19 protein-coding genes and 1 pseudogene are annotated in these 19097 nt (G+C 70.9%); 5 read left to right on the forward strand and 15 right to left on the reverse strand.

Annotated elements, in window-relative coordinates; all coding sequences use genetic code 11:
• Positions 1 to 669 (reverse strand): hypothetical protein, encoded by a 669-nt coding sequence (locus JNW98_RS06100; RefSeq protein ID WP_372459174.1) that lies wholly within the window; start codon positions 667 to 669, stop codon positions 1 to 3.
• Positions 670 to 724: 55 nt separating this feature from the next.
• Between JNW98_RS06100 and JNW98_RS06105 the strand changes: the two genes are divergently transcribed.
• Positions 725 to 1114 carry a hypothetical protein gene (locus JNW98_RS06105; protein WP_223767097.1) on the forward strand — a complete coding sequence of 130 codons (390 nt, stop codon included), beginning with the start codon at positions 725 to 727 and terminating at the stop codon, positions 1112 to 1114.
• Positions 1115 to 1183: 69 nt separating this feature from the next.
• Here JNW98_RS06105 and JNW98_RS06110 read toward each other — a convergent pair.
• The 3 genes and pseudogenes from JNW98_RS06110 to JNW98_RS06120 form a co-directional block, all read right to left on the reverse strand.
• A pseudogene (locus JNW98_RS06110) lies at positions 1184 to 1408 on the reverse strand (helix-turn-helix domain-containing protein); the annotation flags it as partial.
• 39 nt (positions 1409 to 1447) lie between these two features.
• The gene (locus JNW98_RS06115; protein ID WP_223767036.1) at positions 1448 to 1879 is read right to left on the reverse strand and encodes a DUF7878 domain-containing protein; all 432 of its coding nucleotides are present in this window, start codon (positions 1877 to 1879) and stop codon (positions 1448 to 1450) included.
• 274 nt (positions 1880 to 2153) lie between these two features.
• Positions 2154 to 2531 (reverse strand): VOC family protein, encoded by a 378-nt coding sequence (locus JNW98_RS06120; RefSeq protein WP_223767037.1) that lies wholly within the window; start codon positions 2529 to 2531, stop codon positions 2154 to 2156.
• Between the two features lie 33 nt (positions 2532 to 2564).
• On the opposite strand from JNW98_RS06120, the gene JNW98_RS06125 reads away from it, so the two are divergent.
• Positions 2565 to 3395: a S1 family peptidase gene (locus JNW98_RS06125; RefSeq protein WP_223767038.1), complete on the forward strand. Its 831-nt coding sequence runs from the start codon at positions 2565 to 2567 to the stop codon at positions 3393 to 3395.
• Positions 3396 to 3501: 106 nt separating this feature from the next.
• Here the strand turns inward: JNW98_RS06125 and JNW98_RS06130 are convergent, their stop codons facing one another.
• The 6 genes from JNW98_RS06130 to JNW98_RS06155 all read right to left on the reverse strand — a co-directional run bounded on the left by JNW98_RS06130 (position 3502) and on the right by JNW98_RS06155 (position 9842).
• Positions 3502 to 4848: an FG-GAP-like repeat-containing protein gene (locus JNW98_RS06130; RefSeq protein ID WP_223767039.1), complete on the reverse strand. Its 1347-nt coding sequence runs from the start codon at positions 4846 to 4848 to the stop codon at positions 3502 to 3504.
• A gap of 269 nt (positions 4849 to 5117) precedes the next feature.
• The gene (locus JNW98_RS06135) at positions 5118 to 5867 is read right to left on the reverse strand and encodes a dienelactone hydrolase family protein (protein WP_223767040.1); all 750 of its coding nucleotides are present in this window, start codon (positions 5865 to 5867) and stop codon (positions 5118 to 5120) included.
• Between the two features lie 138 nt (positions 5868 to 6005).
• On the reverse strand, positions 6006 to 6914 hold the full coding sequence (locus JNW98_RS06140; RefSeq protein WP_223767041.1) for a LysR family transcriptional regulator: 909 nt from the start codon (positions 6912 to 6914) through the stop codon (positions 6006 to 6008).
• A gap of 10 nt (positions 6915 to 6924) precedes the next feature.
• Positions 6925 to 8139 (reverse strand): MFS transporter, encoded by a 1215-nt coding sequence (locus tag JNW98_RS06145; RefSeq protein WP_223767042.1) that lies wholly within the window; start codon positions 8137 to 8139, stop codon positions 6925 to 6927.
• A 338-nt stretch (positions 8140 to 8477) separates the two neighbouring features.
• Complete coding sequence (locus JNW98_RS06150; protein ID WP_223767043.1) at positions 8478 to 9278, reverse strand: HEAT repeat domain-containing protein; 801 nt, start codon at positions 9276 to 9278, stop codon at positions 8478 to 8480.
• A 6-nt stretch (positions 9279 to 9284) separates the two neighbouring features.
• Positions 9285 to 9842, reverse strand: coding sequence for a DUF6924 domain-containing protein (locus tag JNW98_RS06155; RefSeq protein ID WP_223767044.1), 558 nt, complete (start codon positions 9840 to 9842; stop codon positions 9285 to 9287).
• A gap of 335 nt (positions 9843 to 10177) precedes the next feature.
• Between JNW98_RS06155 and JNW98_RS06160 the strand changes: the two genes are divergently transcribed.
• The 3 genes from JNW98_RS06160 to JNW98_RS06170 all read left to right on the forward strand — a co-directional run bounded on the left by JNW98_RS06160 (position 10178) and on the right by JNW98_RS06170 (position 12728).
• The gene (locus tag JNW98_RS06160) at positions 10178 to 11212 is read left to right on the forward strand and encodes an alpha/beta hydrolase (protein WP_223767045.1); all 1035 of its coding nucleotides are present in this window, start codon (positions 10178 to 10180) and stop codon (positions 11210 to 11212) included.
• Between the two features lie 172 nt (positions 11213 to 11384).
• On the forward strand, positions 11385 to 11843 hold the full coding sequence (locus JNW98_RS06165; RefSeq protein WP_223767046.1) for a hypothetical protein: 459 nt from the start codon (positions 11385 to 11387) through the stop codon (positions 11841 to 11843).
• A gap of 105 nt (positions 11844 to 11948) precedes the next feature.
• Entirely contained in the window at positions 11949 to 12728 is a 780-nt protein-coding gene (locus tag JNW98_RS06170; RefSeq protein WP_223767047.1) for a serine hydrolase, read from the forward strand.
• On the opposite strand, the gene JNW98_RS06175 is transcribed toward JNW98_RS06170, so the two are convergent.
• The 5 genes from JNW98_RS06175 to nadE all read right to left on the reverse strand — a co-directional run bounded on the left by JNW98_RS06175 (position 12680) and on the right by nadE (position 19025).
• On the reverse strand, positions 12680 to 13801 hold the full coding sequence (locus JNW98_RS06175; protein ID WP_223767048.1) for an aminotransferase class I/II-fold pyridoxal phosphate-dependent enzyme: 1122 nt from the start codon (positions 13799 to 13801) through the stop codon (positions 12680 to 12682). The genes JNW98_RS06170 and JNW98_RS06175 overlap by 49 nt on opposite strands.
• A 302-nt stretch (positions 13802 to 14103) precedes the next feature.
• Complete coding sequence (locus JNW98_RS06180; RefSeq protein WP_223767049.1) at positions 14104 to 14457, reverse strand: beta/gamma crystallin domain-containing protein; 354 nt, start codon at positions 14455 to 14457, stop codon at positions 14104 to 14106.
• Positions 14458 to 14952: 495 nt separating this feature from the next.
• Complete coding sequence (locus JNW98_RS06185; protein WP_223767050.1) at positions 14953 to 15324, reverse strand: hypothetical protein; 372 nt, start codon at positions 15322 to 15324, stop codon at positions 14953 to 14955.
• Positions 15325 to 15688: 364 nt separating this feature from the next.
• Positions 15689 to 17785, reverse strand: a complete 2097-nt coding sequence (locus JNW98_RS06190) for an alkyl/aryl-sulfatase (protein WP_223767051.1) — start codon at positions 17783 to 17785, stop codon at positions 15689 to 15691.
• Positions 17786 to 18194: 409 nt separating this feature from the next.
• Positions 18195 to 19025: an NAD(+) synthase gene (nadE, locus tag JNW98_RS06195; protein WP_308015499.1), complete on the reverse strand. Its 831-nt coding sequence runs from the start codon at positions 19023 to 19025 to the stop codon at positions 18195 to 18197.
• Positions 19026 to 19097 lie beyond the last annotated feature (72 nt).

The following is a 19097-nucleotide window of genomic DNA, read 5'->3' on the forward strand; positions in this document are numbered from 1 at the left end:
TCAGCCACTCACTGGCGCCGGCGCCCGATGACGGCGGCCTCGACCAGGGCCGGACCGACGTCTCCCGGCTGCGCCGGCCGTTCTGCCGTCCCTTCGGCCACGGCGAGAGCGGGCACCAAGGGGTGCTGGGGCGGCTGCGGCCGGCCGCGTTCGAAGACGGTTGCTCGTTGCGGGTGGCCGGAGTTCAGGCGGGCGGTGGTGTGGTCGCGGTGAGGCGTCCGGTGCGGGCCAGGGCGTGGACGGCGCCGGCACAGCCGACGCCGGTGGCGGTGAGCGTCGTCCAGACCAGCCATGGGCGCGGTGGGCGGTGGCGAGGTCCCAGAGGGCGCCGGTGGCCAGGTTGCCGAGGGTGATGCCCAGGCCCGCGACAGTGTTGTAGAGCCCGTAGTGGGTGGCGACCCAGCGGCCGCCGGCGAGGGCGACGACGGTGTCCATCTCCAGCGGGTAGATCACCGCGGAGGCCGCGGCGAGCAGGGCGACGGCCGCCGCGAGTGCGCCGAGTTGGGCCGTGGTGCGCCAGGCGCCGCCGGAGGTGGGGACGAGGGTGAGGGGCAGGAAGGCGGCGCCCATCGTGGCCAGCCCGCGGACCAGTGCCTGCGGGGAGGACCAGCGGGCGCGGGCCCAGGAGGTGAGCTTCAGCTGGCCGGCCACCGCCACGGCCGCGGACATTGGACTGGCTGCGCACCGGGGCCCCGGCGGCGGCCGGTCGCTACCCTCGTTCGGTGTGACCACGTCTTCCTGGTACGTCTTCGTCGAAGAGGATGCTAAGGCATGGGATCGTGTCGAGGGAGTGGACCTCTACCTGCATCGCTGGCAGTTGGTGGTCAGTGAGCACATCGACGGTGGAAGGGAAGCCGCCGAGGTACGGGCGGAAGAACTTGCCTCTGCTCACGTACCGGCCTACATCGCCAGGTTTTTGAACCCGGGAGGCCGGCCTCAGCGGAGCGTGTTCCGTATGGTCGACGGCTCTTGGTTGGTCCAGGTGAAGCTCCGGTGGGACGAGACGCATTTCCGCGTGCACGTTGGCCGGTTGACGCTTACCGAAGAGGAAATCGAAGGAGAGGAGCCCTCTCCGCCGGAGAAGAAGCGACTCAAGTGGATCTTTCGGCGGTGACACCGGACCACAGGCAGGTGTGAAAGGTGGTGGCCATAAAGGCCGCCTCGCGACGTTGTGGATAGGTGCCCCGAACAGCGGACCGAGCTGGTATAGCGTCAAGTCGGCGCACCAGTAAGTCGCGATCAACAGGATCTGGCCCTCCAGCGGAAGGCTCCATGGCCGGCCCATTGCCGGACCACGTCCGCTCCCTCACGGCGTAGGGCAGTCACCAGCTTGCGGAAACAGCGAGGGCTCAGCCCGGTGAAATGGAGCTATCCACGACGGTCCAGGCGCGGTGATCACACCAACCACACCCTGATCATTCACCCGGTCGGCCAGGCCGGAACAACGTCAGGGCTCCGGGATGAAGGCGGGATCCACGCCCATCGCGGCAATGCCCTCGCGCACGGAGCGATCGAACTGCTTGATCTCTGCTACGAGAACGTCCCAGGCGACAGGTGAGGTCCAGAAGTCCGGTGTCAAGTTGGAGCCCACTCGCCAGCCCCCATCGGAGAGCACGATGCGGATCAACCCCTCCTCCGCCTGCATCGAGTCGAGCTCGAAGTCTTCATGGCCGGCAGCCGGGCTCCGGAGCCAGAGCGCCAGGTGGTACGCCAGCTCGGCCACGGGGAACGCCCCCTCTGACCACACCTCCCGCGCCTGCTCCCAGATGGACAGCTCTGCGTCGATATCGAGGAGCAGCACCGCCGGGCGCGCCTCCTGCGAGGTAAGACCGCGCCGCGGCATGTCCGACAGCCCGAAGTTCCGACAGACGAACCGCACCGTCTGACCTCCATGAGATCTGAGGCCCTCTGACTGTCCAGGCCGCCCGAATACACACAAATCTACCGACCGGCACTCAGGCGTCCCGCTGAGTCCCCGATCAACGGGACGACTCGCAGGCCCAGTTGCCGGCTCCCATTCTGTCAGCCGCTGTAAGACGTTTCCCTCTCCCCCGGTAACACTGGTCCGTTTCATCGCCGGAAGCATTCCGGGAAATCCTGTCCGTGCCAGTCAGGCGGGGCAGCACAGCGTGACTGCCCCGAGGGCAGATGGCTCACCACGAGTGCGGCGGCTTCCGCGGGCGTCGCGACCTCAGGCGGAGGGAGCCGGGGGGCGGCGGCCACTCCGGCCGGGCGTCGAACATCATCACCGCGGGATCGCTGATCCGTACCTCCGCGTGGGCGATGGCGCCGTCCTCGCCCGCAAGGCACGCAAGCTCCTCCGCGCCGAAGGCCCACTTCATGTAGTCGATGAGCCGTGCCATGTCGCGCGAGACGGGCCGGCCGGAGAGCGTGCCCTCCTCCACCGAGCCGCGCCCGGCGCAAGGCCGCCCGATAGCGCGTTCCTCCAGGTCGTTCCGGGGGCTGGCCCCACCACCGATCGTCCTGATGCCCGGATGGTCCGGGAGACCCCGAATGGCGAGGCTGATCACCTACGGATCCAGCAAGCAAAAGGGGAACCCTCTGTGTTCAGCGACAAGCGGCCGCGCCGCCGTACCGTCCGGACCGCCGCCGTCGGCGCCCTCGTCGCGGCCGCCTGCGCGTCGGCGATGGCCACGGCCGGCAGCGCCGGGGCCATCGTCAACGGGTCGGATGCCACCGAGAGATACCCGTTCATGGCGGTCGTCCCGATGGCAGCGCCGGACCAGGGTCTGCTGGACGCGAACTGCGGGGCGTCGCTGGTCGACCGGCAGTGGGTGCTGACGGCGGCGCACTGCGTGCAGGGCGAGGCCATCAAGCTGGACGGAACCGTGCGGGTCGGCGGCGAGCACCGCAAGAGCGGCGGGACGGTCCGGAGGATCGACCGGACGTTCGTGCACCCCGGGTACGTGAACGGCGACAACAAGGTCGCCAACAAGAACGACATCGCGCTGATCCGCCTGGACCGCCCGGTCACCCGGCAGCAGCCGATAAGGATCGCCAAGCAGGCGGGCCCGCCCGGCACGCCGACCCGGCTCCTGGGCTTCGGGACGGTCGTCGACGGGGAGTTCACGTTCCCGGACCGGCTCCAGGAGCTGGACACCCGTAGGGGCGCGCCGTCCGAGTGCGCGCCGGGCTACGCGGACCGGACGCGGCTGTGCACGGTCAGCACGGTCCCCAAGGCGATGGCGTGCCACGGGGACTCGGGCGGACCGCAGATCCAGCGGGACCGGAACGGCCGTTGGGAACTGATCGGCGTCACCTCGGGCCCGGGTGTCCCGGACGTGCCGTGCACAGAGGGCCCCGGCCTGTACATTAACGCGCCCGCGTACGCGGACTGGATCGCCAGGACGACGAGGACGCACGGCGCCTCGTAGATCAGCTGGGGGGAGCCGGGCGGAGGCCGCCTGCCTGCCTGACGATAGGGCCGGGCCGGGGCCGCTGGACTGTGCCGACCCGGCCGGCCCGTCGAGCGCGCTGGGATCAGCGGGCTCCGAACATCAAGGTGAAGGTCGCCGCGCGGTTGCCGTAGGAATCCACGTAACGACCGGCACCCGGACCCGCATCCTTGAACTTGGGGTTGAGAATGGCGGCGCGATGCGCGTTACCGGCGTAGCCGTTCGCGGGGTCGTGGTTCATCCACCAGTGGACCGCGACCTTGGGGGTGCCAAAGGTCCATCCAGCAGGCACGAAATTCTGGCCGTTGCTCGGGCCGCCACCGTTCTGAGTGTTCTCCGCCGTCAGGGTAGGACCGTAGCCCGACTTGGCGAAGCGATCCTCCGGCCAGGCGTATCCCGCTCGGGAGTCCCAGTGGGCGCATACCAGCGGAGGGTTGTGCGACGGGCAGGATCGATCCGGGCCGGTCGCCCAGTTGTCGGAGTGCGCCCGCGCCTGGGGAGCGAGCTGGCCGTTGTAGCAGAGCGCCGCCAGACCACGCTGCGTACGCTCCGCGTTCACGAGGTAGAGCAGCGCGTGCTCGGCGTTGACGACGTCGGCGTCGGACTGGGGAACCTTGTCGGCATAGCCGGCGTACCGCTCTTCCGCCTTCTGGCAATCCGCACGCCCGGACGTGTCGCCACGTCCAGACGTGTCGCCGTTGGCCCAGGACGCGGCGACGTCGTTCTTCCCGTCGCCGTTGAAGTCCCCGGCGGCCCACTTGGTCGAATTCATCCAGCCACCCGCGTTCGTGGCCCAGTGAGTGCGCTTGAAACCCGAACCGGTCGACAGACTCACCGTGATCGTATTCGAACCGCCGTTGTTCCAGACAGTGGCCAGATCCGCCTTCCCGTCACCGTTGAAATCCCCGGCAACCCACGGAGTCCCGTCAATCCACCCACCATCCCGGTCACTCCACTGCGTCCACCCCGGAAACCGAGAACCATCAGACAGATAAACCGCAGTGGACAGGTTACCGCCGTTGTTCCAGGACGCGGCGAGGTCACTCTTCCCGTCACCGTTGAAATCCCCCGCGGCCCACTTGGTCGTATCCATAAAGCCACCCGCGTTCGTGGCCCAGTGAGTGCGCTTGAAACCCGAACCGGTCGACAGGCTCACCGTGATCGTATTCGAACCGCCGTTGTTCCAGACAGTGGCCAGATCCGCCTTCCCGTCACCGTTGAAATCCCCGGCAACCCACGGAGTCCCGTCAATCCACCCACCATCCCGGTCACTCCACTGCGTCCACCCCGGAAACCGAGAACCATCAGACAGATAAACCGCAGTGGACAGGTTGGCGTCCGAAGTGGCGGGCGGCGTACGGCCGAGCACAAGGGCTAGGGCGACTACCGACAGCACGAGCACAGCCGTGCCCCACGTTCGAAGCTTCAGCATAAGCTCACCTGCCGCGGTAATACGCGATCTGGGATCCGGGATCTGCAATCTGGGATCTGGGATCTGGGTCATCCGGCAGTAATCGGAATGGTCGATGACCAGTAATGCCAGGATCAGCGCCGGCGACTCTCCGTACGTCTGTAAGTAAACGGCAGACCGGTCCGTCACGCCACAGCAGCAACAGGGGGGCAGCGGCCACGCCCGAAGCGTGTCTCAGGTCATGGGCCTGCCGGAGCAGGCCCATGACCGTCAGGCGAACCGGTCCGACATCACCGGATCACGTTCGGCAGCAGGTGCCGGGCGAGGAATCTGCCCGCTTCGTCGCCCGCGAACCGCGGAACGCCTGTGTGCCCGCCCATGTTGGCGTGCAGCGTCTTCTCCTCGGAGCCGAAGGCGTCGAACAGGTCCAGGGACGCCTGCCGGTCGTTGCCCTCGTCGTCCCACTGCAACAGGACGTGCAGCGGGATGGTGACCTGGCGGGCCTCCTCGAAGATGACGCGGGGGATGTAACTCCCGGCGTACAGAACCGCGGCCGAGATGCGCGGCTCGACCGCCGCCAGCCGGGTGCCGATGGAGATCACTCCTCCCGAGTACCCGACGGGGCCGCCGATCCCGGGCAGCGTGAGGAGAGCGTCCAGTGCGGTCCGCCATTCCGGGACCGTCTTCTCGACCAGCGGGAGGACGAGGGCGTCGATGATCTCGTCACCGACCGGCTCGCCGGCCTGCAGGACCCGGCGCAGGTCGGCGCGGGCCTGGTCGAGGGCGGGCCAGACCGGCCGGTCACCGCTGCCGGGGAGTTCGATGGTGGCCGAGGCGAAGCCGTCCGCCGCGGCATGCCGGGCCCGGGCCAGCAGCCGGGGGTACACCTTGCGGAGCCCGAGAGGAGGGGGGCTCAACAGGATCAGCGGCGCCGGCGCGGAGGCGGATTCGGGCGTCCACAAGATGCCGGGAATGCCGCCGAGGGTGAACTCGCGCTCGATGACGCCGTCGTCAAGGCGCTGTTCGGAAGTGAAATGCATGGTCGTGCCTTTCGGGAGTGCACGGAATGGCGCTCCCGGACGACGACCTATCGCCCGACCGTGACCCCAGAGGAGAGCACCCACGTCGTTACGTTCACGGGTACCACCTCCTCGGTCTTTCGCACGGTCACCGGAAGATTAGCAGACCGGTGAGGTCAACCTCCGCGCCGCGACCGGCCGTCCGCCGCCTGCCGCGCCGTCGTCGGCCGGGCCTTGGCGCAGGAGGCGTCCGAAGGTCGCCGCGTGGGGGTGGGGGTCGGTGCGGGGATAGGCGTAGGTGAGGACGGCGGGCGGGCAGCCAGTGAGCGGGAGGTACAGGACGTCCGGGTCGGGGTGCTGGGCGGCCACCGACACAGGGAGCACGCCGACTCCGCGCCGGGCGGCGACGGCGTGGAGGTAGTCCTCGATGGTGGCGGTCTCCGCGCCGATCTCGGGGGTGGCGTCGGCCGGCCAGTCCCGCGGGGTGAGCGTGCCGCTCACGGTGTTGACGACGAGGCAGCGGTGTCCGAGGTCACGCCAGGTGACGCGGTCGCGGACGGCCAGGGTGGAGGTGCGGGCGACCGCCGCGATGTGCGGCTCCCGCAGGATCTCGGTGGTGACCAGGCGCGGATCGCGGACGGTCCCCCAGAGCAGGGCCGCGTCGGCCGAACCGTCGCGAAGTCCGGCGGTGCTGTCGTCTCGGCGCACGGTCTCCACGAGGACGTGGTGCCGCTCCTCCAGGGTGGCCGACGCTCGGCGGCCGCGCTGGAGGGGGAAGCCCCACGCGTAGCCGAGGCGTAGCGAGGACTGCGGCTCGGGGGGCCGGAGGGCCGCTTCCAGCTGGGGCAGCAGGAGTTGGAGATCGGCTCGCAGCCGGGTCCCGTCCGCGGTGAGGCGGGGGTGACGGGTGCTGCGGTCCACCAGGGTCCGGCCCGTGAGCCCCTCCAGACGCTGGATGTGCCGGGTGAGGGTGGGCTGGGAGATGCCGAGGCGGTCGGCGGCCCAGGTGAAGTGCTGCTCCTCGGCCAGGACGAGGAAACACCGCAGGTGATGCAGACCGATTTCCATGGGCACCAAACTAACCAGTCGCCGTTGCCGTCCCGGCCCGCCGTACGGCACCGCGCACCACGGTCAGGTGCAGGACCAGGGCGAGCAGGGTGAGTGCGGCCGTGTAGTACGGCAGGGAGCCCGGGGCCACGCCGAGGCCGAGCGCCACGCCGCCGAGCGCGGACCCGAGGCCGCTGCCGAGGTAGACGGCGGAGCTGTTGAGCGAGACGGCGACCGTGGCCTGTTCGGGCTGGGCCGCGATGAGCTGGTGCTGCTGGGGAACCTGGATGGCCCATCCGGCCGCGCCCCAGACCACGAGCGGGACGGCGGCCAGCGCCACGGCGGTGTGGGCGGCGACGGGCAGGACGGACTGGGCGGCCACGACGAGGGCCAGGATCCAGGCGACCGCGGCGAAGGGCCGGCCGGTGCGGTCCACGACGCGGCCGATCAGGAGGCTGCCGATGATGCCGCCCGCGCCCCAGGCCCACATCGCCCAGACCGTCCGGTCGGTGTGCGCGGCGTCGGCGATGAACTCGGCGAGGTAGGTGTACAGACCGAGGCTGGCGACGCCGCCGAGCAGCGAGACGGAGACGATGCCGGCGACCCGGCCGCCGGCGAGGGCGCGCACGCGCTGCCGCAGCGGCGGCGGCGGGCTCACCGCGACCCGCGGCAGCCGCGCGATCCCGGTCAGGGCGACGACGCCCAGCGCGGTGATCAGCCACAGCGTGCCGCGCCACCCCAGGTGCGAGGCGAGCAGCATGCCGGCCGGGACGCCGATGACGGTGCCGATGCTCAGACCGCCCATGACGGTGGCGAGCGCGCGGCCGCGCCGTTCCGGGGCGGTCAGGCCCGCGGCCGTGGCGGCGGCGACGGGCGAGTACACGCCCGCGCCGACGCCCGCGACCGCGCGGGCGATCAGGAGGACCCACAGACTGGTCGCGACGGCGGTCAGGGCGTTGCCGACGGTGAAGACCACCAGCGCCACACCGAGCACCACCTTCGCCGGCCGCGCGGCCAGGAGGGTGGCGAACACCGGCCCGCCCAGCGCGTAGCAGAGCGTGAAGACGGTGACCATCTGCCCGGCCGACGACGCCGAGATGCGCAGGTCCGCCGAGACCAGGGGCAGCAGTCCGGCCATGACGTAGGCGTCCACGCCCAGCGCGAACGTGCCCAGTGCCAGCAGCGGGATGAACGTGCCGCGAGTACCGCCCTTTTCCGGGGCGGCTGTTGTCCGTGTGCCGCTCATCCGAGGCGCTCCGGCCGTACGGCGGACTCCCCGACGCCCTTCGGCGAACATGACCTTCGGTGCGGAATGGCGGACGTCAATCCCGCCGTGCCGAACGTCTCCGCCGGATGAATTCCGTGCATTCCCCCGCCTTGCAGCAGACCGACATGCGCCGCGTACTCGAGCGCACGTAATACGTGAACGCGGGAATTACATACAGGGGGAATCGCCCCCGCAAGCCGACCGGCTGCATGTGTGATGCGTCTTCTGTATGCCCACAGGTCACCGGAGTTGACGGCGGCCGATGAGATGTCGGCCACACCACCGGTGGCGGTTTCTTCGGAGGGGGAATCGGGCGGTCACTCCGGATCGCGGACCGCTTCCACCGCCTCCCGCACGTCCGGATGCGGATCACCGGCGAGGCCGTCCAGCAGCTCGGTGACGCCCGGGGTGGTCCAACGGGCGACCGCCCACACCAAGTCCTCCCGCACTCCGGGGTCGGGGTGGGCGGCGAGCCGGCTCAGCTCGGCGAGCGGGCCACGCCGGCGCATGCCGAACCAGTGCAGCGCCTCCCGCAGCGCGGCCGGGTCCCCGGGGTCGCCGGCCGCGACCCGGGCGAGCAACACCCCGACGGGCGGCGGCGGACCGTCCAGCGGATGCGGCAGCCGCTCGCGCAGGCGCCGCGCTCCGTACCCGCCGCGCACGCGGCAGCCGAAGCAGGTGCAGGGGCGCGTACCGTGCGCGTCCGGCAGGTACCGCCAGCCCACCACCTGCGGCGCGGTGCGGACCCGGTGCACTTCACGCGGCCGGATCGCCCGCGGGACGAACACCTCCCACCCGCGCGGGTCCTCCAGCGCCGCGATCCGCCGCACGGCCTCCGCCGCGGAGACGGTGGCCTGAGTCCCCCGCGCCCGGTCGCCGTAGCGCCCGACCAGCACGTCCTGGGCGTCGTCGAGCCGTACGTGGACCGCCACCAGCCCGCCCCGGCTGCCGAACCGGGCCAGTTCGCGCAGCCATTGGTGGGTGAGCGTGTACGACGGCAGCACGGGGAAGCAGTACACGCCCCGCGCGCCGCCCTGCCCGTGCCCGGCCGCCCGGATCCCGGACCGCCGGACGCGCGGCGCGTTCGCCGCCGAGGTCAGGTGCACGAACATCGCCATGGCAGGTCAGCCGGCGCCCTCGTCCCCGAGATCCATCTGCCGGAACTCCTCGTACACGGCGGTCCCCGGCCCCGCCGCGTGCACCTCGCATTCCGACCAGTCGGCCCCGCTGAACTCGCGGAAGAACAGGTTGGCGATGCTGTCGTTCATCTCGACCCCGGCCACCTGCAGGGCCGGCACGCGGAACGGCTCCTCACGAGGCGACGGCCCGTCGCCCGCGTCAGCCACATGGAGGTCGATGCCGAGCAGCGGGAGATCCGGGGCGGCGAAGGTCTCCGCGTCGGCCAGGTAGAGGTGGTCGTACGGCAGGTCGTGGCCGGTACCGGGGGCGGCGGCGAGCACCTCCTCCGGCAGCAGGCCCCGGTACTCCTCCTGGTCGACCGGGAGGACGTACGCGACGGCGTGGTCGTAGTCGGCGACGTCCTCCGAGCCCTCCTCGAAGGCGACGGGCGTCTCCAGGGCCTCCGCCAGACGATCCCAGCCGGCAGGGTCGGTGAAGTCGGTCCGGAGGACGGGAGCGACGTCCACGCGGGGCAGGCGTATCGGTCGACGAGCGTGGTCCATGCTGTGAACTCTAGTGCCGGGCACTGACAGCACCCGTGGGCGCCGGGCCAGGCCCCGGCCCGCCGGACGACGAGGGACCGGGTCGCCGCTCGCCGAGTCCCGCGAGTCTGCGCGCGAGCGTGGCCCGCTCCGGTTCGTTGCCCGCGCCTTCCGCCGAGGTGTTCCGAGGCGTCCGTGGCAGGTCTCCGGCCTGGGGCATGTCGTCCTCTCCAGTGGTGTGGTTGGCTACGTCGCATGGGTCTCAGGCAAGCGCCACCACCCCGCGCGGGTGGTCGGCCGAGTGGTTCCGACGGTGGTGCCACGTGGTGTCCCGCCGTCCGGCCGGGAGCCGGGACATGAGCGCCCGTCGCGCGTCGCCGGAACCGCGCGGTGTCCCGCCGCGGGAGGCGTCGGCTCACCTCATCGATCCCGAACTGGCCGCGGTCCTCGCCTCCTTCGGCGAGGCACGGGAGCCGGTCACCCCCGAGAACCTCGCGGAGTGGCAGCGGCGGGACGCCGCGGCCCGTCCGAGGCCGACGGCCGGGAGCCTCCGCGCCGACGGCCTCTTCGAGGTGACGGAACTGTCCGTACCGGGACCGCGCAACGGCCCGGACGTCACCCTCGTGAGCGCGCGGCCCTCCGGGCGGACCGGGCCGCTGCCACTGCTGTACTACCTGCACGGCGGCGGGATGTTCGCGGGCAACGCGTGGTCCGTGCTCCCGCGCCTCCTCCGGGACTGGGCGCTTCCGCTCGAGCTGGCGGTGATCTCGGCCGAGTACCGGCTGGCGCCCGGGGCGCGCTATCCGGAGCCGCTGGAGGACTGCTACGCGGGGCTCGTCTGGGCCGCCGCCCACGCGGACGAGCTGGGCGTCGATGCGGAGCGCGTCGTCATCGGCGGCAAGAGCGCCGGCGGCGGGCTCGCCGCGGCCCTGGCCCTGCTGACCCGCGACCGCGGCGGCCCCCGGCCGCTGGGCCAGCTCCTGCTGTGCCCGATGCTCGACGACCGCGCCGACACCTTCTCCAGCCGGCACCTGTCGGTTCCGGGGGCGCTGGACCGTACCACCAACACCACCGCCTGGCAGGCGTACCTGGGCGACCGCCACGGCGACGCGGACCTCCCTCCCTACGCGGCCGCCGCCCGCGCCACCGACCTCTCCGGTCTCCCCCCGGCCTACATCGACGTCGGATCGGCCGAGATGTTCCGCGACGAGTGCGTGGCCTACGCGAACGGGATCTGGCAGGCCGGCGGCCAAGCCGAACTACATGTCTGGCCCGGGGGTTACCACGGGTTCGACACTTTGGCACCGCAGGCGGCCCTCAGCCGCGACGCCCGCGGCGCCCGTACCCGCTGGCTCCGCCGTCTGCTCACCCGGCCCGGCCCTACCACGTAGCCATGCTCTGTGGCGGATCAAAGCGTCTCATTCGCACTCATTATCGATGAATCTTCGCCATACGGGATTTGGCGGCATACCGCCCTACGCATCGGCGCAATCCGCCGGAAGGGTGGAGAGCACGCGCCGGCGGCCCGTCGGCGGCGGAAGCGTGAGAGAGGACGTGCCCCGCATGGCCCCGATCCCGGTCAAGCCCGGTAAGTACAAGATCCACGCTCATATCATCGGCCCGACGTCCCTGTTGACGGCTACCGAGTACGCCGTGAAGTACGGCGCTCCGGTCATCACCGACCGCCTCAACCCGCTCCCGCTCGAACAGGACTGGATCATCGACGTCGCCGAGCACGAGGTCGTCGGGTCGCCCTACGTGATCCACCTGGCGTACCACCCGGCCGCGGGGCTCGTCGTTCCCGAGGACAAGCTCTACGTGAACAGCGTCCCGCGCGGCGAATGGGCGAAGTTCACTTTCGAGCGGGTGATCGGCGGGATCAAGATCCTCTCCGACAAGGGTCTCGCCCTGCGTGCCGGGCACCGGGGCGCGCAGATCGCCCTCGTACCGCCCCAGCCGGAGTTCCAGGAGACCTGGACCCTGGAATACGCGGGCCCGATCCCGCAGGAGCCGCAGGAGTAGGGGCAGGAGAAGCCGGGAACGCGGGGCGGCCGGGACGGCCGCCCCGCGTCGCCGGATCCGCCGGAACGGCCGCCCGCCGGGCGCCGCGCGCCTTAGAGTCGGAGGGTGCTGTCCGTAGTCGTGGCGCCCAAGGGGCGTCCTCCCGTCGTCGTACGCAACCCCGACGTCCCGCATGACGCCGCGAGCACAATGAAGGTGGCCGTGCTGGCGGCTCTCCACCGGAGCGGGGCGGACCTGGACAAGCCGGTTCCGGTGGTCAACCGCTTCGTCTCCGTGACGGGCACCGACACGTTCGCCAACGACCGTTCCTACGACAGCGATCCGGAGCCCTGGGAGTCGCTGGGCGGCACGGTGCCGCTGCGCCGGCTCGCCGAGCGCATGATCACGCACTCCTCCAACCTGGCCACCAACCTCTGCCTTGCGGAGGTCGGCCACGAGGCCGTGGCCGAGGTGTGGCGGCAGGCGGGCGCGACGGGCAGCGGATGTCCGCGCGGTATCGAGGACCACCCCGGCAGCGCGGCCGGCTTCCGCAACCGGGTCACCGCCGGCGACCTGGTCAGGCTGCTGGAATCGCTGGAGCCGGAGTCGCTCGCCCTGCTGGAGGGCAACGTGCACCGCGTGGACCTGGCGGCCGGCCTGCCACCGGGGACGCGGCTGGCCTGCAAGAACGGCTGGTTCCCCGGCGTGCGGAACAGTGCCGCCGTCGTCTACCCGCACGACGCCGGGCCGTACACGATCGCCGTCTGCTACACCGGGCCCCTGGCCAACGGCGAGGACGTGGACGATCCCGCCGCCCGGCTGCTGGCCCGGCTCTCGGCGCGGGTCTGGGCGGCGCGTCACGCCTTCACGGGCCGGCCGGCCGCCGGCCGCCGTCCCATGGACTGACCGGCCGCGGTGATCAGCGCCGCCACCCCGGAGCGATTGAGCAGGTTGATCCTGACGTACCCGGGGTGGCCGTCGAGTTCGAAGTACTTCCCGTCCATCGCCAGGAACCAGCGGTGCGGCACCCGCGGCCGGGCGAACAGGAAGAAGCCGGTCTCCGCCGGCATCCGCGCGCTCAGCGCGCCGCTGCCCGCCAACGCCTCGTGGCGGTCGCGGACATGCCGTATCAGGGCGCCGTTGCCCTCGCCGAGCATGAGGTCGGCCGCGCGGTGGGCGAAGAGGCGGTCGGAGACGGCCACATCACCATGCAGGTTCATGTGCAACTCGGCCAGTTCCTCGCGCAGGTGGCCCGGTACCAGCAGGTGCGCACAGCGATATCCGTGGATCGACAGGTACTTGGTGGGGCACACCATGCGCAGGGTGAGGTCACCGGGCAGTCGGGCCGCCGACTCCTCGCCGCGCTCCCCGTCCCAGCGCAGGTACTGGAAGGTCCCGTCGACGAAGACGAGGGAGCCCGTCTCCTCCTGCCAGTCCCCGATCGCCTTCAGTACCGCAGACGGAACTCTTCTGCCCGCGTACCAGACGGGATCGGTCAGAACGAGCACGGTCCGCTCATCGGGCAGCCGCAGGTCGAAGTCCGGCTGGTAGGCGTGGCCTCGGGCGACCGGGACGGGTTCGATGCCCATGCGCCGGAAGAGGTAGGCGAGCTTGTAATACACCGGCGGGACGTAGTGGATCCGCCGCCGTCCCGTCAGCAGCAGCCAGGTGGCGAAGGTGCCGAGCAGGCTGCTGGAACCCCCGCCCGGCAGCACGTTGCGCGGCGCGCAGTCGACCCCGTCGTACCGCTGGTGCATCGCGGCGATTTTCGTCCGCAGCCGGACGTCCTCGTCCAGTCCTGAGTAGCGGGTAATGTCCGCCAGCCGCCCGGGAGCGGTGTCGGCCAGCTCCCCGAGGAACTCCTCCACGAACGGATGTCCGCCGTTGTAGTCGGAGACGAAGACCCGGGCGCCCGGCTGCCGCCGCTCGGCCTCGATCAGTTCGTGCCAGTCGAGCATCCGGAACAGTGACGGCGTCACAGGCACCCTCGCTAGCGCGGGCCGAAACGATGGTCTCGTCCCACAGTGTTCCGGGCGCACGGGCGTCCCGGCAACAGGGCCCCGCCTCACAGCGCTCAGCGCGTGCGCCGGGGCGCGGCCGAGTACGCCGGGGCGCGGCCCTCCGGCGGTCCATGCGCGACCCGGCCGATGCCGGACACGCCGGGAAAAGGCATGGCCGGCATCAGGGAAAGACGAGAGCGCATTGGCGTTTCATAACGCCCGGGGAGAATTGACCGCCCGCTGGTAATACCGCCGGGAAGGGCGATGGTGGCGCCGCTTCGTCAGAGGATTTCGATGGCGTTGACCTTCGGCGGCCGGTTCGGGAAGCTGATCTCGTGCCAGCGCTCGATTTTCACCGAGTCTCCGTTGGCGTCGTAGTAGATGAGGTCGTTGTTCCCGGTGGAGATCTTGTCGACCCACCAGCCGCCGAAGTTCATCTTCCCGCGGTTCGCGTAGCAGTCCACGCTCTGCTTGCCGCCGCTGTGGGACCAGATCTTCAGGAAGTTCTCCCCGCCGCGGCAGCCGACATGGTCGATGGCGTAGGCGTTGCCGGTGGGGATGACCGCGGTGAACGCGGCGGCCGCGGCGAAGGCCACGGCGAGGGAAGACACGGACTTTTTTGTTTTCGACAGCACGGGTTCTCCTTCATTCGAATGTCGAACCGGATTTCGTCGACGGCCGCAAAGGGCCGCAGCGTGCCGGACGAGTGTGTTCGCACGGCCTTCGGCAAGGCCCTTGCGCCCTCTCGTCTCGCGCTCGCATAACGACGGTCTCCCGTGATGCCTGTACACAGCAAGCTTCTATTCGTTCACTGACCGGAATACCCCCCTCCGATGTCCGGATCGAGCCCCTGTGGGGCAGTTGACCGGGATGGTCCGCGCACGAGGGCGCCCGCGACGACCGGGCCGTGACGGGAGTACGGAACGCGCGTGACGCGTCCGGTACGACGGCCGGGGCCCGCCTCCCGGACAACCGGCGGACAGGGACCGGAGAGCGGTTCGCCGCGCTCCCCGGCTCTTCGACGCGTCGGCGTTCCGCTACTTCGACCGGGTCGGGACCGGCGAGGGGCCGGCGCCGATTCGGGGCGAGGGCGAGGGCGCGGTGACCCCGGCGCCGGTTCCGCGGTCCGGTTACTTCAGCGCCGCGTCGACGGTGGTCGACAGGCCGGAAGTGGCGGACTGGGCCGCGCTGTTCGCCGTGTCCTTGACGCTGGTCACCGCCCCCGGCTCGGACGCCGGCGCCAAGGGCGGCTGCGCGCCGGCCGACGCCTCCGACGCCGCCGAACCGCCGGACGCCTTGGGATCGTACTGGTAGGTGTCGGTCACCTTGTGCTCCTGGGTGAGCCTCCCCGGCGCCGGCGAGATCACCAGCACGGGGTATCCGTCGTCACCGTGGTGATGGTGATGACGGTGATGGTCGTCGGCCAGGGCGGCGGGCGCCAGGCCCAGCACCGCGGAACCGGCCGCGGCGGCCAACAGTGCGGCCAGGAGACGACTGCGCATCGATGCCATGACGTTCACTCCCACTCGTCCACTCCCACTCGTCCACTCCCACTCGTCCACTCCCACTCGTCGAGGACTCACCGGCTGCCGTGCACGACGCGGGACCGAAAGCCGGGCCGGCGGCGCGGCCCGGAGCACGGGCCGGCACACGGCAGGCCGGGGGCACCGGGGGAACGGACTGCCCGAAAGGCCGGGCGCACAGCGGGCGAACGCCGGTCCACCCCCACACAGCACCCGCGTCAACGGCAGGAACACACCGAGCATGGCATTCCCCTGGCGACGGGCACAGGTGCCAGTGGCGCGCGGAACAGCGCCCGGCGCCTTGTCATCTCGTAGGAGGAATCCAGGGTGCCGGGCGGTGCGATCAGGCCCCGGTCCGCCGCCGGGGGGTGACGATCGGGAAGACCGGGTCGGGGAAGGTGAGGTAGCCGAAGACCGTGTCCACGGCCGCCTTGTCGTCCACCTCGATGGCTCCTTCGGTGACCAACTGGTCGAAGGTGTGCGGGAAGCGCGGGCCGGCTAGGGCGAGTTGGTTCAGGGTCGCGCGGGTGAGGCGGATGGTGGCGGTGGGCTTGCCCGCGAGGGGGTCGGTGCCGTCGACGTAGATGAGAGCGCCGTTCCGGAGGGTCGTGGTGCAGACGTGCTCCGGCTCGGTGCCGTCCTTCACTTCGGCCGAAGCGGTCTCGGAGCGGACGGCCCAGCGCAGGACGATCGGACCGGACTGCTCGGCCGCGGCCTTCGGGCCGTCGACGCTCTTGGCCAGGGCGGCGAAGAACTGGTCGAGACTCATGCTGCGGACGAGGTCGGATGCGCCGTGGACGACCGGCTTCTGCGGGCCGTCCAGCACCTCCCAGGCACCGGTGAGGTAGAAGTTGCGCCAGGTGCCGTTCTCCGCGCCGTATCCGAGCTGGGTGAACGTCTGGGCCTGTAGCTCCCTGGCCTCCGACAGGGTCGTCTCGTCGATCTCGAAGCCGTCCGCGCCGGTCGCGAAGATGACGTGGTTGAGCAGCTCCGCGGCCCACCGGTACTGCGGCGGATCGGCCCGCAGCGCCTCCCGCGCCTGGGTCACGACGGCCTCGGGGCCGCCGATGGCGGCGACGTACCGGGCGCCGGCCTCGGCGGGCGGCAGGGCCCACAGGTGGGCGGGGTTGCCGTCGAACCAGCCGATGTACCGCTGGTAGACCGCCTTCAGGTTGTGGCTGAGCGAGCCGTAGTAGCCCTGGTCGTACCAGTGTCCGGCCAGCCCGGCGGGAAGCTCCCGCAGCTCCTCGGCGATCTCGGTGGGGGTGAGGCCGGCGTCGATCAGGCGCAGCGCCTGGTCGTTGAGGTAGGCGTACATGTCGCGCTGGTTGCCGAGGAATTCGAGGATGTTCGCGTTGCCCCAGCGCGGCCAGTGGTGGGAGGCGAACTCCACCTCGGTGTGCTCGCCGAAGGTCCGGATCGCCTCGGTGAGGTACGCCGACCAGGCGTGCGGGTCGCGGACCTGGGCACCGCGCAGGCTGAGGATGTTGTGCATGGTGTGGGTGGCGTTCTCCGCCATGCACAGGGCGCGCAGCTCGGGGAAGTAGAAGTTCATCTCCGCCGGGGCCTCGGTGCCCGGGGTGAGCTGGAAGACCACCGGGACGCCGTCGATGGTGAGCGCGTACAGGCCGGGCCGCCACGGGATCACGTACTGCGGCGACCAGTCCTGTTCGGGCACCGGCCGGATCTCCGGGCCGCCGACGTAGTGGCGCGGCGGGATCAGCGTGACCTCGCCGGTGGAGATGGTCAGACCGAGGCCGGAACCGACCTGCCCGTACGGGTCCTTGTCCAGCTGGGCGGCGTACATGTACTCCGACCGGCGCGCCATCGCCGGGCCGGCGAACACGTTCTCGCTGATCGCGTGCTCCAGGAAGCCGGCGGGCGCGTAGACGTCCAGGCCGGCGGGCACCTCGTCGTTCTTCTCGGCGAACAGGCCCCGGGATCCGCCGAAGTGATCGACGTGGCTGTGCGTGTAGATGATGGCGCTGACCGGCCTCCGGTCGTCGGTGGCGTTCCGGTACAGCTCCAGCGCGTACTGTGCCGTCTCGTACGAGGCGAGCGGGTCGATGACGATCAGGCCGGTGTCGCCGGTGACGATCGTCATGTTGGACAGGTCGTAGCCGCGCACCTGGTAGACGGCACGGCTGCCCGCCTGCGTGACATGGAACAGTCCGGCGAGGGCCGTCAGTTGCCCCTGCCGCCACAGGCTCGGGTTCACCGAGGCGGGCCGGCCGTCCGAGTCGCCCTCCCTCAAGAAGTCGTAACCGGCGAAGTCCCAGGCCACACGCTCGCCGTCCTTGGTCGGGACGGCTGGCAGGTGCGGAGTTGCGAGGAGGCCGCGCTGGGCGTCGGCGAAGTCGTCGGACGGTGGGACGGTGACGGGGGCGCGGTTCTTCTCCGTGATGAACGGAGACGGTTCGATCGGCTGCCTGTCGGGCATGGACGTGCCTCCTTGAGCTCTTGCGGACGAACGCGCACGGCATCGCGGGCCACGGGATGGTGCGTGACCCGGGCCGGACGTCGATCAACGCTATGAAGTGCCGGGAGCCGGTCACAAGGAACCGATCAAGCCACATTGGCGACGGACTGTGCACGATCGGCACCGAAGAGTGAGGCGGTCTCGCAACGTCCGCCCGCTCGTGGGGTACGCGGCCGTCGGCCGGGCGGGCCGGCCGTTCGGGGGCCGGTCAACCGCCGGCCGGTCGTTCGTCCGTGCCGTCGTCGGGGGCGGCGTCCTGCGCCGAGGGGTGCCCACGGGCATCCCTCAGGGGATGCGCCTTGAGGGGGTGGACCTTAAGGGGTGCGGCTTAAGGGGTGCGGCTTAAGGGGTGCGGCTTAAGGGATTCCCCTCAGGGGGCGTACGGCAGTTGGCGCTTGTGGTCGGTGAGGCGGTAGCGGCGGACGATCGTCTCGAAGGCGCGCTCCTCGACCGGCTTGACCTCCAGGAAGTCGTCGATCTGGTCGTACGTGACGCCGAGCGCGTCCTCGTCGGCCTTGCCCGGGTCGAGGGTCTCCAGGTCGGCCGTGGGCGTCTTCCACACCAGCTCGGCGGGGGCGCCCAGGGCGTCGGCGACGGCGCGCACCCGGCGCTTGGTGAGGCCGGTCAGCGGGACGAGGTCGGCGGCGCCGTCGCCGTACTTGGTGAAGAAGCCGGAGACCGCCTCGGCGGCGTGGTCCGTGCCGACGACCAGGCCCTCGTGCGCGCCGGCCACCGCGTACTGGGCGATCATGCGCTGCCGGGCCTTGATGTTGCCGTGCACGAAGTCCTGGTGGTGGGCGTCGCGGAAGCGGGTGCCGGCGGCGAGCGCAGCCTCCAGGGCGGCGTCGCTCGCGGGCTTCACGTCCACGGTCAGCACGTGGTCGGCGCGGATGAAGGAGAGGGCGAGCTGGGCGTCGTGCTCGTCGGCCTGAACGCCGTAGGGCAGCCGCATCGCGTAGAAGTGCGCCTCGTGGCCGGCGGCCCGGGCCCGCTCGACCGCGAGCTGGCAGAGCCGGCCCGCGGTGGTGGAGTCGACGCCTCCGCTGATGCCGAGGACGAGGGAGCGCAGACCGGTGGAGGTCAGCCGCCCGGCGAGGAAGGCCACCCGGCGCTCGATCTCCCGCTCGGCGTCGAAGTCCTCGGTGACCTGGAGGTCCCGGGCTATCTCCTGCTGGAGGGCGATGGACGCCGGCTCGCTCACGTCTGCTCCTTGGTGCGTGCGGTTCCGCGTGGTGCTGTCCCGCCAGCCTACCCAGCGGGCGCACGGGCCCCG

The organism is Streptomyces huiliensis (genome assembly GCF_020037025.1).
Lineage (GTDB): Bacteria > Actinomycetota > Actinomycetes > Streptomycetales > Streptomycetaceae > Streptomyces > Streptomyces huiliensis.